General features: G+C 56.4%; 14 protein-coding genes. 3 read left to right on the plus strand and 11 right to left on the minus strand.

The annotated features are described in order from the left end of the window. Window positions 1-174: 174 nt before the first annotated feature. Window positions 175-4,062, minus strand: coding sequence for a phosphoribosylformylglycinamidine synthase (purL, locus tag AM379_RS02070; protein WP_032678701.1), 3,888 nt, complete (start codon window positions 4,060-4,062; stop codon window positions 175-177). Between the two features lie 267 nt (window positions 4,063-4,329). On the opposite strand from purL, the gene mltF reads away from it, so the two are divergent. Next, window positions 4,330-5,880, plus strand: coding sequence for a membrane-bound lytic murein transglycosylase MltF (gene mltF / locus AM379_RS02075; RefSeq protein ID WP_014171200.1), 1,551 nt, complete (start codon window positions 4,330-4,332; stop codon window positions 5,878-5,880). Here the strand turns inward: mltF and tadA are convergent. From tadA to murQ, 4 genes are read right to left on the minus strand one after another with little or no spacing between them, the layout of a single operon-like run. After that, window positions 5,768-6,307 (minus strand): tRNA adenosine(34) deaminase TadA, encoded by a 540-nt coding sequence (gene tadA, locus AM379_RS02080; protein ID WP_020883010.1) that lies wholly within the window; start codon window positions 6,305-6,307, stop codon window positions 5,768-5,770. The two genes, mltF and tadA, sit on opposite strands and share 113 nt — an antisense overlap. A gap of 24 nt (window positions 6,308-6,331) precedes the next feature. Further along, entirely contained in the window at window positions 6,332-6,967 is a 636-nt protein-coding gene (yfhb, locus tag AM379_RS02085) for a phosphatidylglycerophosphatase C (RefSeq protein WP_020883009.1), read from the minus strand. Between the two features lie 3 nt (window positions 6,968-6,970). Then, the gene (locus AM379_RS02090; RefSeq protein WP_014171204.1) at window positions 6,971-8,332 is read right to left on the minus strand and encodes a PTS transporter subunit EIIC; all 1,362 of its coding nucleotides are present in this window, start codon (window positions 8,330-8,332) and stop codon (window positions 6,971-6,973) included. 11 nt (window positions 8,333-8,343) lie between these two features. Beyond that, window positions 8,344-9,237 (minus strand): N-acetylmuramic acid 6-phosphate etherase, encoded by an 894-nt coding sequence (gene murQ / locus AM379_RS02095; RefSeq protein WP_014171205.1) that lies wholly within the window; start codon window positions 9,235-9,237, stop codon window positions 8,344-8,346. 118 nt (window positions 9,238-9,355) lie between these two features. On the opposite strand from murQ, the gene AM379_RS02100 reads away from it, so the two are divergent. Further along, window positions 9,356-10,204 carry a MurR/RpiR family transcriptional regulator gene (locus tag AM379_RS02100; protein WP_014171207.1) on the plus strand — a complete coding sequence of 283 codons (849 nt, stop codon included), beginning with the start codon at window positions 9,356-9,358 and terminating at the stop codon, window positions 10,202-10,204. Between the two features lie 56 nt (window positions 10,205-10,260). Further along, complete coding sequence (locus AM379_RS02105) at window positions 10,261-10,521, plus strand: YfhL family 4Fe-4S dicluster ferredoxin (RefSeq protein WP_032678702.1); 261 nt, start codon at window positions 10,261-10,263, stop codon at window positions 10,519-10,521. On the opposite strand, the gene acpS is transcribed toward AM379_RS02105, so the two are convergent. The 6 genes from acpS to lepB all read right to left on the minus strand — a co-directional run bounded on the left by acpS (window position 10,518) and on the right by lepB (window position 15,205). After that, window positions 10,518-10,898 carry a holo-ACP synthase gene (gene acpS, locus AM379_RS02110; protein WP_014171209.1) on the minus strand — a complete coding sequence of 127 codons (381 nt, stop codon included), beginning with the start codon at window positions 10,896-10,898 and terminating at the stop codon, window positions 10,518-10,520. The two genes, AM379_RS02105 and acpS, sit on opposite strands and share 4 nt — an antisense overlap. Then, on the minus strand, window positions 10,898-11,629 hold the full coding sequence (pdxJ, locus tag AM379_RS02115; RefSeq protein WP_014171210.1) for a pyridoxine 5'-phosphate synthase: 732 nt from the start codon (window positions 11,627-11,629) through the stop codon (window positions 10,898-10,900). The genes acpS and pdxJ overlap by 1 nt, the downstream gene beginning before the upstream one ends. Window positions 11,630-11,706: 77 nt before the next feature. Further along, window positions 11,707-12,414, minus strand: coding sequence for a DNA repair protein RecO (gene recO, locus AM379_RS02120; protein WP_014171211.1), 708 nt, complete (start codon window positions 12,412-12,414; stop codon window positions 11,707-11,709). An 11-nt stretch (window positions 12,415-12,425) separates the two neighbouring features. Next, window positions 12,426-13,331 (minus strand): GTPase Era, encoded by a 906-nt coding sequence (era, locus tag AM379_RS02125; RefSeq protein WP_014171212.1) that lies wholly within the window; start codon window positions 13,329-13,331, stop codon window positions 12,426-12,428. Beyond that, complete coding sequence (gene rnc / locus AM379_RS02130) at window positions 13,328-14,008, minus strand: ribonuclease III (RefSeq protein ID WP_003860711.1); 681 nt, start codon at window positions 14,006-14,008, stop codon at window positions 13,328-13,330. The genes era and rnc overlap by 4 nt, the downstream gene beginning before the upstream one ends. A gap of 222 nt (window positions 14,009-14,230) precedes the next feature. Then, on the minus strand, window positions 14,231-15,205 hold the full coding sequence (gene lepB, locus AM379_RS02140; protein WP_014171215.1) for a signal peptidase I: 975 nt from the start codon (window positions 15,203-15,205) through the stop codon (window positions 14,231-14,233). Window positions 15,206-15,207: the final 2 nt, after the last annotated feature.

The following is a 15,207-nucleotide window of genomic DNA, read 5'->3' on the forward strand; positions in this document are numbered from 1 at the left end:
GTCGCTAAAAAGCAACACCTTAACGACAACCCATCACACTCTATACAATTCAATGAGTTAAATGTCTCCTTTTGGAGACACCACGAATAGCGGATTGTCGCGGTTTTGCGACAGGCACAAAAAAGCCCGGTGGCGTTTTCGCGCACCGGGCCTGCTGTGGGAGTAGCGGTACGCTTAACCTAGCTGTTTACGCGCATTACGGAAGATACGCATCCACGGGCTGTCCTCGCCCCAGTTTTCCGGGTGCCAGGAGTTGCTCACGGTACGGAACACACGTTCCGGGTGCGGCATCATAATGGTCGCACGACCGCTTTCGCTGGTCACCGCAGTGATACCGTTCACCGAACCGTTCGGGTTAGCCGGGTAGGATTCTGTCACCTTGCCGAAATTATCGACAAAGCGCAGCGCCACCAGGCCTTTGCTTTCAAGCTGAGCCAGATGAGCTGCATCGCGCACTTCAACCTGGCCTTCGCCATGGGAAACGGCGATTGGCATCTGAGACCCTACCATGCCCTGCAGCAGCAGAGACGGGCTTTGGGTCACTTCCACGAGGCTGAAACGCGCTTCAAAGCGGTCAGACTGGTTACGCACAAAGCGCGGCCAGGCTTCACTACCGGGGATCAGCTCGCGCAGGTTGGACATCATCTGACAGCCATTACATACGCCCAGCGCCAGCGTTTGCGGACGGTGGAAGAAGGTTTCAAACTCGTCGCGAACACGGCTGTTGAAGAGGATGGACTTCGCCCAACCCTCACCTGCCCCCAGCACGTCGCCGTAAGAGAAACCACCGCAGGCGACCAGCGCCTGGAAATCTTCCAGACCGGTACGCCCGGCCAGCAGGTCGCTCATGTGAACGTCGATGGCATCAAAGCCCGCACGGTAGAAGGCAGCAGCCATCTCAACGTGGGAGTTGACGCCCTGCTCACGCAGTACGGCCACTTTCGGACGCGCGCCGGTCGCAATGTACGGCGCGGCGATATCTTCGTTGATGTCGAAGGAGAGCTTCACGTTCAGGCCAGGATCGTTGTCGTTAGCCTTCGCGTTGTGTTCCTGATCGGCACACTCCGGGTTGTCACGCAGGCGCTGCATCTGCCAGGTGGTTTCAGCCCACCACATACGCAGGGTAGAACGGCTCTCGCTGAACACCGCGTGGCCATCCGCTTCAATGACAAAGCGGTCGCCCTGCACGGCTTTACCCAGATAATGCACGCAATCTGCCAGGCCGTGCTGAGCCAGTACGCTTTCAACCGCGTCACGATCTGCGGCACGCACCTGAATCACCGCGCCCAGCTCTTCGTTAAACAGCGCCGCCAGACGATCCTCGCCCAGCGTCGCGATGTTCGCTTCGACGCCGCAGTGGCCGGTGAAGGCCATCTCAGCCAGAGTAACCAGCAGGCCACCGTCGGAACGGTCGTGGTAGGCCAGCAGTTTACGCTGTGCCACCAGGGCCTGGATGGCGTCGTAGAAACCTTTTAACTGCGCCACATCACGCACATCTGCCGGCTTATCACCCAGCTGACGATAAACCTGCGCCAGCGCGGTCGCTCCCAGCGCGTTATGGCCTTTACCCAGGTCAATCAGCAGCAGGGCGTTATCTTCAGTCACCAGCTGTGGCGTCACGGTATGGCGCACGTCTTCTACGCGGGCAAACGCGGAGATGATCAGCGACAGCGGAGAGGTCATCTCGCGCTGCTCGTTACCCTCCTGCCAGCGGGTCTTCATCGACATGGAGTCTTTACCCACCGGAATGGTCAGGCCAAGTGCCGGGCAGAGCTCTTCACCCACCGCCTTCACGGCTTCATACAGGCCCGCATCTTCGCCCGGGTGGCCCGCTGCGGCCATCCAGTTCGCGGAAAGTTTGATACGTTTAATGTCGCCAATCTGCGTTGCGGCAATGTTGGTCAGTGCTTCACCAACGGCCAGACGAGCAGACGCGGCGAAGTCCAGCAGAGCGACCGGGGTACGTTCGCCCAGCGCCATCGCTTCACCGTAGAAGCTGTCGAGACTCGCGGTGGTGACGGCACAGTTAGCCACCGGGATCTGCCACGGGCCAACCATCTGATCGCGCGACACCATACCGGTCACGGTACGGTCGCCGATGGTGACCAGGAAGGTTTTCTCCGCCACGGCCGGCAGGTGCAGAACGCGATTGACCGCGTCAGCCACGGTAATACCCTGACGATCCAGCGCTTTGCCAGCTGCTTTACGGGTCTCAACGTCGCGGGTCATCTTCGGCGTTTTACCGAGCAGCACGTCCAGCGGCAGATCGATCGGCTGGTTGTCGAAATGGGTGTCGCTCAGGGACAGGTGCAGCGCTTCGGTCGCTTCACCGATGACGGCATACGGGGCACGCTCGCGGCGGCACAGCTCGTCAAACAGCGGCAGCTGATCGGCAGCGACGGCCAGAACATAACGTTCCTGGGATTCGTTACACCAGATTTCCAGCGGGCTCATGCCTGGCTCATCACTCAGGATGTCGCGCAGGTTGAAACGACCGCCACGACCACCGTCACTGACCAGCTCCGGCATGGCGTTGGACAGACCGCCCGCGCCTACGTCGTGAATAAAGAGGATGGGGTTGGCATCACCCAGCTGCCAGCAGCGGTCAATGACCTCCTGGCAACGGCGTTCCATCTCCGGGTTATCACGCTGTACGGATGCAAAATCGAGATCCGCATCAGACTGACCGGAGGTCATAGAGGAGGCAGCCCCGCCGCCCAGGCCGATGTTCATTGCCGGGCCACCCAGAACGATCAGCTTCGCACCAACTACGATCTCGCCTTTTTGCACGTGATCGGCGCGAATGTTACCGATCCCGCCAGCCAGCATGATCGGTTTGTGATAGCCGCGCAGCTCTTCGCCATTGTGGCTCTCCACTTTCTCTTCGTAGGTACGGAAGTAACCGTTCAGCGCAGGACGTCCAAATTCATTGTTGAACGCCGCCCCGCCCAGTGGGCCTTCGGTCATGATATCCAGCGCGGTCACAATACGTTCCGGCTTGCCGAAATCTTCTTCCCACGGCTGCTCAAAGCCCGGGATGCGCAGGTTGGAGACGGAGAAACCGACCAGACCGGCTTTTGGTTTAGCACCCCGTCCGGTTGCGCCTTCGTCGCGGATTTCCCCGCCAGACCCGGTCGCCGCACCAGGCCACGGCGAGATCGCCGTCGGGTGGTTATGCGTTTCGACTTTCATCAGGATATGCGCCGGCTCCTGATGGAAATCATAGCGCCCTGCTTCGCGATCGGCGAAGAAGCGGCCCACGTCAGAACCTTCCATCACCGCGGCGTTGTCTTTGTAGGCAGACAGCACGTGGTCAGGCGTTTTTTCCATGGTGTTTTTGATCATTTTGAACAGCGACTTCGGCTGCTCTTCACCGTCGATAATCCAGTCGGCGTTGAAAATCTTGTGACGGCAGTGCTCAGAGTTTGCCTGAGCGAACATGTAAAGTTCGATGTCGTTCGGGTTGCGGTTCAGCTTAACAAACGCATCCTGCAGGTAGTCAATTTCGTCTTCTGCCAGTGCCAGACCGAGACGCAGGTTGGCGTCAATCAGCGCCTGACGGCCCTGCCCCAGCAAATCGACGCTCTGTACCGGCGCAGGCTGATGGTGGGAGAAGAGTTTCTGCGCATCGTCCAGAGAGGCAAAGACACTCTCCATCATGCGGTCGTGCAGCTCAGCGGCAACGGTTTGCCACTGCGCATCGGTCAGGGTAGAGGCTTCAACGTAGTACGCCACGCCGCGCTCCAGACGGTTAATCTGGTTCAGACCACAGTTGTGGGCGATGTCGGTGGCTTTGGAAGACCAGGGGGAGATGGTGCCTGGACGAGGCGTCGCAAGGATCAGTTTGCCGGTTGGCGTATGGCTGCTCAGGCTTGGACCATATTTGAGCAGGCGTTCCAGCTGTACTCGCTCCTCTGCATTCAGGGGTGCATTCAGGTCAGCAAAATGGACATACTCAGCGTAAATATTGCTTACCGGAAGGTCGGCTGCCTGAAAACGTGCCAGCAGTTTATTGATACGGAAGGCAGACAGTGCAGGCGAACCACGCAGAATTTCCATCATAAGTCTCTCGTCTTCGAAGCGCCGGGGCGCTTACAGTGTGCGCAAGGGGGGAAAACGGGCGTCATTATAGAGAATCCTGAGCGTCGACGAAACCGTTTGCGTCGAAATAAAATCAACGTTTACGTTTAACAATAGATGTGACCTCTCTCTCTAATTTGTTGCCAAGTGGCGTAACTTTACGCAAAATGCCGCTCATTCAATGGCAAACCTTATTCTTAACATGGCTACAGCATACTGAGGCACCCGGCGTCGCAGAGAATTAACTAATTGAAAAAATTAAAGATTAATTATCTGCTCATCGGCATTGTAACGTTGCTGCTGGCAGTGGCCCTCTGGCCTTCCATCCCCTGGTTCGGTAAAGCCGAAAACCGTATCGCCGCCATACAGGAGCGGGGGGAATTGCGTGTCAGTACCCTCAACTCGCCGCTGATTTACAGCGACATTAACGGCAAAACGATTGGCCTGGATTATGAACTGGCGCAGCAGTTTGCCGACTATCTTGGCGTGAAGCTCAAAATTACCGTCCGTCAGAATATCAGCCAGCTGTTTGATGACCTGGATAACAACGATGCCGATATCCTTGCGGCCGGGCTGGTTTACAACAGCGAGCGCAGCAAGAACTATCAGCCAGGCCCAACCTACTACTCCGTTTCGCAACAGCTGGTCTACCGGGTCGGGAGCCTGCGCCCGCGAACGCTGGCGGCGATTAATGCTCAACAGTTGACCATCGCCCCGGGCCACGTCGTGATTGACGATCTGCGTGAGCTCAAGGAGAAGAAATTCCCGGACCTGAGCTGGACGGTTGATCCTAAGCTCGGTACGACTGAGCTGCTGGACCAGGTAAAAGATAAAAAACTGCCCTATACCATCGCTGATTCGGTCGCGATCAGCCTTTTCCAGCGCGTGCACCCCGAAATTGCGGTGGCGCTGGACGTGACAGACGAACAGCCGGTGACCTGGTTTAGCCAGCTTGATGACGATCAGACCCTCTCTGCGGCGATGCTCGATTTCTTCAACACCATCAATGAAGACGGTACGCTGGCGCGTCTGGAAGAGAAATACCTCGGCCACGGTGACGATTTTGATTACGTCGACACCCGAAGCTTCTTGCGCGCGGTCGATAGCGTGCTGCCAGACCTGCAGCCGTTATTTGAGAAGTATGCCCAGGAGATCGACTGGCGATTACTGGCAGCGATCTCTTATCAGGAATCCCACTGGGATACTCAGGCCACCTCGCCCACTGGCGTTCGCGGCTTAATGATGCTCACTAAAAATACCGCTCAGAGCCTTGGTCTGACCGACCGCACCGATGCAGAACAGAGCATCAGCGGCGGCGCACGGTATCTGCAGGATATGATGGGCAAAGTACCGGAGACGGTGCCTGAAGAGGAACGGATCTGGTTTGCACTGGCAGCCTATAACATGGGTTACGCGCACATGCTTGACGCGCGCGCGCTGACGGCGAAAACGAAAGGTAACCCGGACAGCTGGTCAGACGTAAAACAGCGCCTGCCGCTGCTGAGCCAGAAGCCGTGGTACAACAAGCTGACCTACGGTTACGCGCGCGGGCATGAAGCCTACGCCTACGTGGAAAATATCCGTAAATATCAGATTAGCCTGGTGGGTTATCTGCTGGAGAAGGAAAAAGAGGCGGCAGAAGCAAACCAACTGGCCCAGAGTTATCCGGTGGTGGCACCGGACGAACTTACTCGCCCGACAACTTCAATTCTGCCTTTTGTTGCTTTTTCTGCTGACGGCGCATTCGAAAGAAATCACTTAATAGCCCCGCACACTCTGGTGCAAGTACCCCACCGATAGTCTGCACCTGGTGGTTCATCCCCGGGTGTCCCAGTACGTCCATCAGCGAACCGGCCGCTCCGGTTTTTTCATCCCGCGCGCCAAAGACCAGCGTGCCGATACGGCTATGCACCATCGCGCCGGAACACATAACGCACGGCTCAAGCGTGACATACAGCGTGGTATCAAGCAGACGATAGTTTTGCAGCACCATTCCGCCCTGACGAAGGGCCATGATTTCAGCGTGCGCAGTCGGATCGTGACGGCCAATCGGGCGGTTCCACCCTTCCCCTATCACCTGGTTATTGTGGACAAGCACAGCACCCACGGGCACTTCCCCCTCGTCCCAGGCGCGCTGGGCAAGCGTAAGCGCATGGCGCATCCAGTATTCATGATCGCGTTCAGGGTTGCACAACGGTTGATACTCCAGTCTAAAAGCGGGCGGCATTATACACACCCGCTATAGATAAGACTATTCGAGTTGCTGAAGTTCGCCTGCGGGCGTGACGCGCCAGCGATGCTGGCAAAAATAGAGCAGTGGGTTGTCCTGCTTACTGTCGCTGTAGCCGCTGTAAAGACGCAGTGGCGTACCGATTCGCTTCTCCAGTTGCACCACCTTTTCATGTCCCAGGCAGCGCATGGTCAGTACCCATCCGCCGTACCCGCGGGTAATTTGCGTGGCGATAAGATTCACCCGCGGCAGCCACGGGGTATCATAATAGACCTGTTCCACCAGCGCTTGCGGGGATCCGGTAATCAACCAGATGTCGGCATCGTTCGCGTCGAGATAGCTGGTAAGCCTTGCCTGAACAACCGGAAACGCGGTCACATGTCCGCGAAACCAGTGCACAAAATCCTGCTGAAGCTGTTTAAGCCGCGCTTCGCTGCGTCCAAAGGTACAGCCCCAGAGCAACAGGCTCATTGGCCAGCGCGCTGCCCGGCCTTTTAGCAGCAGCGCAATGCCAATTACGGGTAACAGAGGTAATACGAGCAGCGCATTCAAAGGCTGACGCCGCAGCAGGTAGCGCATAAACGTACCAAACATATCCTGCTGATGCAGCGTACCGTCCAGGTCGAAAAAAACAACGCGACGCTCGTGATTTGCCAAACCTTACTCCTCTGGATCGTTGAATCCTAACAGCCAGGTAAACAGGAACCCGGCGATCACCGCTACCAGATAGCCTAACAGATAGAGCATAACTTTTCCGGTCACGATGGTGAGCGCCAGCGGCAGCCCGGAGATCCCGAAGGTGATCACCGTTGCCACTTTCCAGTAGCTGATCAGCGCTCCGCCTACCGCCCCTCCCAGGCAAGCACCGAGGAACGGTTTCCCCAGCGGCAGCGTGACGCCGAAAATCAGCGGCTCGCCAATTCCGAGTAATCCGACCGGCAGCGCACCTTTGATCACTTTTTTCAGCCGCGCGTTGCGGGTTTTCATCAGTACGGCAATCGCCGCCCCGACCTGCCCCACGCCAGCCATCGACAGGATGGGCAGCAGCGCGTTGTAACCGTGCGCCTGTACCAGCTCGACGTGGATCGGCACCAGCCCCTGATGCAGACCGGTCAGTACCAGCGGCAAGAAGGTGCCTGACAGCACGGCCCCCACTAACAGACCGCCGCGATCGATAGCCAGCGATGCGCCATGGGCGATGGCCTCAGAGATCCAGCCTCCCAGCGGTTGCAACGCCACAATAGCCACGCTGCCGGTGATCAACGTCGTTAACAGTGGATTGAGGATCAGCTCAATTGATCCAGGCAGGAGGGTGCGCAGTTTCTTCTCGATCCAGCACATCAGGATGACCACCAGCAGCACGGCAATCACCCCGCCGCGGCCAGGCTGGAGCGCCTCACCAAACAGGGTTATCTGCGCCAGTTGTGGGCTGGACAGAATACCTGCCATCACCCCGCCCATGGCCAGCGAGCCGCCAAAGACCTTCGCGGTGTTGACCCCCACCAGAATGTTCATGATGGCAAACACGGCGCTGCCGAAAATCCCGAGAATGCCTAATAAATTAGGATACTGGGTCGCGAAGTCCCCTACGATATCCGGACGCTTAAGAATATTGATGATCCCGGTGATTAAGCCAGAGGCAATAAACGCCGGGATCAGCGGAATAAAGACGTTGGCCAGTTGTCGCAGCGCATCGCTCATGGGGGCTTTGTATCGGGCCTTTGCCTGCGCCTTCGTACGTTCGACGTCATCGATCGCCACGCTCTCGCCGCCGACCATCAGCGCACGCATGGCATCCACAACCTGCGCCGCCTTTCCCGGCCCGACAATCAGCTGGTGCTGTTGCCCCTGTTTAACGTAACCACTCACGCCGGAAAGCTGCTTCAGACGCGGCACATCAAGCTGCTCGTCGTTATGTACCTCGACGCGCACGCGCGTCATGCAGTTTTCCAGACGCTGAATATTTTTTTCCCCACCGATCCCCTGCAGGATATCGCTGGCGAGCGCTGCTGTTTTGTCCATACACGCCTCTGTTAGTTTTCTAATGCCGCCCGTAAGAACCCGTTATGGGCATTGAGCCTTGCTCTGGCGGCCGCAGCGTCCAGTCCGCTCAGGATCATCAGAATGGCCGGTTTAACATCGTGATCGGTTTGTTTCAGTACCGCTTCCGCCTCTTCGCGGCTTGCTCCCGTCGCCTCCATGACCATACGGCAGGCTCTGTCCACCAGCTTGACGTTGGTCGCTTGCATATCCACCATCAGGTTCTGATAAACCTTGCCAAACTTCACCATCGCGCCAGTGGAGATCATGTTGAGCACCAGCTTTTGCGCGGTGCCGGATTTCAGACGCGTAGAGCCGGTTAACGCTTCCGGGCCGACAACCGGAGAGATAGCGATAGCAGCGACCTGCGCAATCGGCGAGCCAGGATTACAGGAAATCGCCACCGTGGTACAGCCCGTCTTGTTGGCATACTCCAGACCGCCGATAACGTACGGCGTACGCCCGGAGGCCGCCAGCCCAACAACCAGATCCTGAGCGGTCAGATTTAGCCCCTTCAGGTCATCCTCGCCGAGCTGTTTGTTATCTTCCGCCCCTTCCACGGCTTTCAGCAGCGCGCCAGGGCCGCCAGCAATCAACCCGACCACCAGACCGTGCGGCACACCAAACGTTGGCGGGCATTCAGAGGCATCCAGCACACCAAGACGCCCGCTGGTTCCGGCGCCCATGTAGATAATGCGACCACCGGCCTTCAGTGCTTCCGCCGCCGCATCGACAGCTTTCGCCACCTCGGGTAATGTCTCTTTCACTGCCTGCGCGACCAGCGTATCCTGTTGATTAAAACGGTTAACCAGCTCCAGGGTGCTGAGCGCATCCAGATCCATGGTTTGTGGGTTACGCGTTTCAGAAACAAGTGAGCCAAGATTCATCTTTTGTACCTCAAGAATTTTTAATTCATAATAATCTCACTATAATGGAATATAAAATTCATTCAGGCGAGCAAAATTCGTATTTGCGCAGACAATCACAATTTCGCCAGGAGAACCTATGAACTGTTTAATTCGCATTCGCCAGCGGTATGCAGGCTTTGCTCAAAGCGACAAAAAACTGGCGGATTTTCTGCTCTCTCAGCCCGACCATGCCCGCCATCTCAGCTCGCAGCAGCTGGCGAGCGAGGCCGGAGTGAGTCAGTCGAGCGTGGTAAAATTTGCCCAGAAGATTGGCTTTAAAGGCTTCCCGGCTCTCAAGCTGGCGATTAGCGAAGCCCTGGTGAGTAACCCCAATCCGCAGTCGATGCCGGTACATAATCAGATTCGTGGCGATGACCCGATGCGTCTGGTGGGAGAGAAGCTCATCAAAGAGAATGTCGCGGCCATGCATGCCACCCTTGATGTGAATACCGAAGAAAAATTACTGGAAAGCGTGGCGATGCTGCGTGCAGCGCGACGTATTATTTTGACCGGGATAGGCGCGTCCGGACTGGTGGCACGTAACTTTGGCTGGAAGCTGACAAAAATAGGTTACAACGCCATTGTCGAGCAGGATATGCACGCCCTGCTGGCGACCGTGCAGGCGATGGATGCTAACGATCTGCTGCTGGCGATCTCCTATTCCGGCGAACGCCGCGAGATCAATATGGCTACCGATGAAGCCTTACGCGTAGGCGGTAAGATTCTGGCCATCACCGGGTTTACTCCCAACGCGCTGCAGCAGCGGGCTACGCGCTGTTTATATACTATCGCGGAAGAGCAGGCCACGCGCAGCGCGGCGATCTCCTCGACAAGTGCGCAGATGATGTTGACCGACCTGCTGTTTATGGCCCTGGTGCAACAGGATCTGGAGCACGCGCCAGAGCGTATCCGGCACAGTGAAGAGCTGGTAAAAAAACTGGTTTGAACAGGTAATGAGCGTATAATGCCCGCCCTGTTTGTGTTGTTTCTGAGAATTTCCTGATGACGCTGTTAATCACCAAAAAATGCATCAATTGCGATATGTGCGAACCGGAATGCCCGAACCAGGCGATTTCGATGGGCGAGAGCATTTATGAGATTAACAGCGACCGCTGCACTGAATGCATCGGCCACTACGAAACGCCGACCTGTCAGAAAGTGTGCCCAATCCCCAATACCATCCTGAAGGATCCGGCACACGTCGAGAGCGAAGAGCAGCTTTGGGATAAGTTTGTCCTGCTGCATCACGCGGACAAACTTTAACTTTCGATAATCACCGTCGCGCAGGCGTAGTGGCGTTCATCGGCGAGCGTCACGTGCATGTGATTTACGCCGAGTTTCTCTGCCAGCGTTTGCGCCTCACCCCATAAACGCAGGCGCGGTTTACCCAGCTCATCGTTAAACACTTCAAACTGGTTAAACGCCAGACCGTTACGAATACCGGTGCCGAAGGCTTTGGCTGCCGCCTCTTTGACGGCAAAGCGCTTGGCCAGAAAACGTACCGGCTGCTGATGCGTCTCCCAGATGGCCCATTCGTTATCGCTCAACACGCGTCGTGCCAGGCGATCGCCGCTACGGGCGATCACCGCTTCAATGCGGGCTATTTCAACGATATCGGTGCCTAAGCCCAGAATAGCCATTACTGACGCGCTTCCAGCATCAGGCGTTTCATTTCTGAGACCGCCTCTTTCAGGCCACTCATTACCGCACGGCCAATAATAGCGTGGCCGATATTCAGCTCATGCATTTCTGGCAGGGCTGCAATGGCCTTGACGTTATGGTAGGTCAGGCCATGCCCGGCGTTAACTTTCAGCCCCAGGCTCGCGGCATAGGTGGCCGCATTGGCGATACGCTCCAGCTCTTTGGCCTGCGTAGTTTCGTCTTTCGCATCAGCGTAACAGCCGGTATGAATTTCAATATAGGGCGCGCCCACTTCGGCAGCCGCTTTGATCTGTGCTACATCGGCGTCGATGAACAGAGAGACCAGGATACCTGCCTCAGCCAGACGCTTGCAGGCATCACGCATTTTGTCGCGTTGACCCGCCACGTCCAGGCCCCCTTCGGTGGTCACTTCCTGACGTTTTTCCGGTACCAGGCAGCAGAAATGCGGCTTCGTCTCGCAGGCAATCGTCAGCATCTCTTCCGTGACCGCCATCTCCAGGTTCATGCGGGTGTCCAGCGTCTGACGCAAAATGCGCACATCGCGGTCGGTAATATGACGGCGGTCTTCACGCAGGTGAACGGTAATGCCATCGGCGCCAGCCTGCTCAGCGATGAACGCCGCCTGAACCGGATCGGGATAAGCCGTGCCGCGTGCATTACGCAGCGTGGCGATGTGATCAATGTTGACGCCTAACAGTAATTCAGCCATGACAATCCTCGGTATTTTAGTTCGTGTCCCTGCCTCCCTCTCCCTCAATGAGAGGGCTGGAGCGAGGGTCTGATACGTTAACGTTTCGGCATAAACTGCCTGAACAATTCGCGGCTCTTTAAGGGCTTGCCGCCAAGATACGGCTTGAGCGCAATCCGGGTAAAGCGTTTTGCTGCGCGAAGGGTATCCTGATCGGGAAACTCGCGCGCATACAGCGCTCTAAGCTGTCGCCCGGTAAAGGTGCTGTTATCTATCACAACGCTGGCGATAAAGCCTTTTTCTTCACGGTAGCGATAGGTCATCGCATCCTCTACCTCGTCTCCGCTCCCTGCACAATGCAAAAAATCGACCCCATAGCCCAGGTGTCCAAGCAGCGCCAGTTCAAAACGACGCAGGGCAGGTTCGGGCGTACCGGTAGCGCCGGCCAGCGCCTGGATACAGTGCAGGTAATCAAAGAAAAGTTCAGAGAAGCGAGTCTCATGCTCCAGAACACGTGAGATGAGTTCGTTGACATAGAGACCGCTGTACAGCGTGATACCAGAAAGGGGGAGCGCCAGAGAGACGGCTTCGGCACTGCGCAGGGTTTTGACTTCCCCACGCCCGCCGAAGCGTACCAGCAGCGGAGTGAAAGGCTGTAAGGCGCCCTTCAGGCCGGAGCGTTTGGAACGTGCGCCTTTAGCAACAAGGCGCACACGGCCCGACTCTTCCGTGAAAACGTCCAGCATAAGGCTGGTCTCGCTCCACGGACGGCTATGGAGGACAAAGGCACGCTGCCATCCATCCACGATGTTCAGTCTTAGACGTCGTCGCCGTAACCGAGGCTGCGCAATGCACGCTCATCATCGGCCCAGCCTGATTTCACCTTCACCCACAGTTCAAGGTGAACCGGGGCTTCAAACATGTCCTGCATGTCTCTGCGCGCTTCAATGCCGATGGTTTTGATCTTGGCACCTTTGTTGCCGATCACCATCTTCTTCTGCCCTTCACGCTCAACGAGGATCAGGCCGTTGATGTCATAGCCGCCGCGTTCGTTGGTCTGAAAACGTTCAATCTCAACCGTTACGGAGTACGGCAGTTCCGCGCCAAGGAAACGCATCAGTTTTTCACGGATGATCTCAGAGGCCATAAAGCGCTGAGAACGATCGGTGATGTAATCTTCCGGGAAGTGATGAATCGCTTCCGGCAGATGTTTGCGCACGATGCCTGCGATGGTATCGACGTTCAGACCGGTCTCGGCAGACAGCGGGACGATATCAAGGAAGTTCATCTGGCTTCCCAGCCACTGCAGGTGCGGCAGCAGATCGGCTTTTTCCTGCACGTTGTCCACTTTGTTGACCGCAAGGATCACCGGCGTTTTACCGTCGCGCAGTTTGTTCAGCACCATTTCGTCGTCAGGCGTCCAGCGGGTGCCTTCCACCACGAAAATCACCAGCTCTACGTCGCCAATCGAGCTGCTCGCCGCCTTGTTCATCAGGCGGTTGATGGCGCGCTTCTCTTCCATGTGCAGGCCCGGGGTATCAACGTAGATCGCCTGATAGGCGCCTTCCGTGTGGATACCGACGATGCGGTGACGCGTGGTCTGCGCCTTACGGGAAGTAATGGAAATTTTCTGCCCAAGCAGATTATTCAACAGGGTAGATTTGCCAACGTTCGGACGTCCGACGATAGCAATAAACCCGCAATACGTTTTTTCTTCGCTCATTCCAGCTCCAGCATTTTTAACGCCTGTTCGGCGGCAGCCTGTTCAGCCTTACGACGGCTAGAACCTGTGCCGACCACCGGTTCACTCAGGCCACTGACCTGGCAATGGATGGTAAATTCCTGATCGTGCGCTTCGCCCCGCACCTGTACCACCAGATAGGATGGCAGCGGGAGGTGGCGACCCTGCAAATATTCCTGCAGACGCGTTTTCGGATCTTTTTGTTTATCGCCCGGACTGATTTCGTCCAGACGGGTTTGATACCAGTTAAGGATCAGCTTTTCTACGGTCTGAATATCGCTGTCCAGGAACACACCACCAATTAATGCTTCGACCGTGTCGGCAAGAATAGATTCACGACGGAAGCCGCCGCTTTTCAGTTCACCCGGCCCAAGTCGCAGACATTCGCCCAGTTCAAATTCACGAGCGATTTCCGCCAGGGTATTACCCCGAACCAGCGTCGCGCGCATGCGGCTCATATCACCTTCGTCCACACGTGGGAAACGATGATAAAGCGCATTCGCGATCACGAAACTTAAAATAGAGTCACCCAGGAACTCGAGGCGCTCATTATGCTTGCTGCTGGCACTGCGGTGGGTTAATGCCTGTTGCAACAACTCCTGATGATGAAAAGTGTAGCCCAGCTTCCGTTGAAGCCGATTAATTACGATGGGGTTCATGCGATACCAGTAAATGAATGCGTCAAAAATGCAGCACACGAAACCGACCTGAGAAGACCAACGCGGTTTCGTGTGCCGTGGCACCCTTGCAGGGCCAACCTTAAACTTCGGGGGAATATTCTATACACAACGACAGGGGATGTCGTTAGTCCAAAGAGATTTATCGCTGAAATAATTCACGTAGCCGCTAATTAAAGCGGCTACGCGTTCATTTAATGAGAATTAATGGATCCCGCCGATACGATTCAGGCGAACGCCGGTCGGCCATTCGCCTTCCTGCTTCTCAAAACTCATCCAGATAGCGGTCGCTTTACCTACCAGATTCGCTTCCGGCACAAAGCCCCAGTAACGGCTGTCCGCGGAATTATCGCGGTTATCACCCATCATGAAGTAGTGTCCCGGTGGTACGATCCAACTGGCCAGCTGTTGGCCCGGCTGCCGGTAGTACATCCCCACTTGATCCTGCGCGATTGGCACGGTGAGGATACGGTGGGTCACATCACCCAGCGTCTCTTTACGTTCTACCAGGCGAATACCGTCCTCTTTGGTCTCGCCTTTGGGCACCTGGAAGAAACCGCTGGTCGCTTCACCGCCGTTACGGCGAGCAAAGGTCTGCACAAAATCACTTGGCTCAACGTTTGAGTAAGTGATTGGCAGCGCGTTTTCACACGCGGTACCGGAGCTGCAGCCAGGCTGAACGGTAACTTCTTTCGCCACCGGATCGTAGGTGACTTTGTCACCCGGCAGTCCCACGGCACGCTTGATGTAATCCAGACGCGGATCTTCCGGGTATTTAAACACCACGATGTCGCCACGTTTTGGATGACCGGTTTCGATCAGCGTTTTCTGGTAGATCGGATCTTTAATCCCGTAGGCAAACTTCTCAACCAGAATAAAATCGCCAATCAGCAGCGTTGGCATCATTGAACCAGACGGGATCTGGAACGGCTCGTAAATAAACGAGCGGACAACCAGCACAATCGCCAGCACCGGAAATACCGATGCCCCGGTTTCCAGCCAGCCCGGTTTCGGGCCGACTTTCTTCAGGGTTTTCGCGTCCAGCCCATCGCCAGTGGCTGCCTGTGCGGCAGCCTGACGTTCATGGCGTTTTGGGGCGAAAATAAACTTATCCAGACACCACAACAAACCTGTCACCAGGGTAGCAATGACCAGAATCAGGGCAAACATGTTCGCCATGC

Source organism: Enterobacter cloacae complex sp. FDA-CDC-AR_0132 (genome assembly GCF_003010695.1).
Taxonomy (GTDB): Bacteria; Pseudomonadota; Gammaproteobacteria; order Enterobacterales; family Enterobacteriaceae; genus Enterobacter; species Enterobacter ludwigii.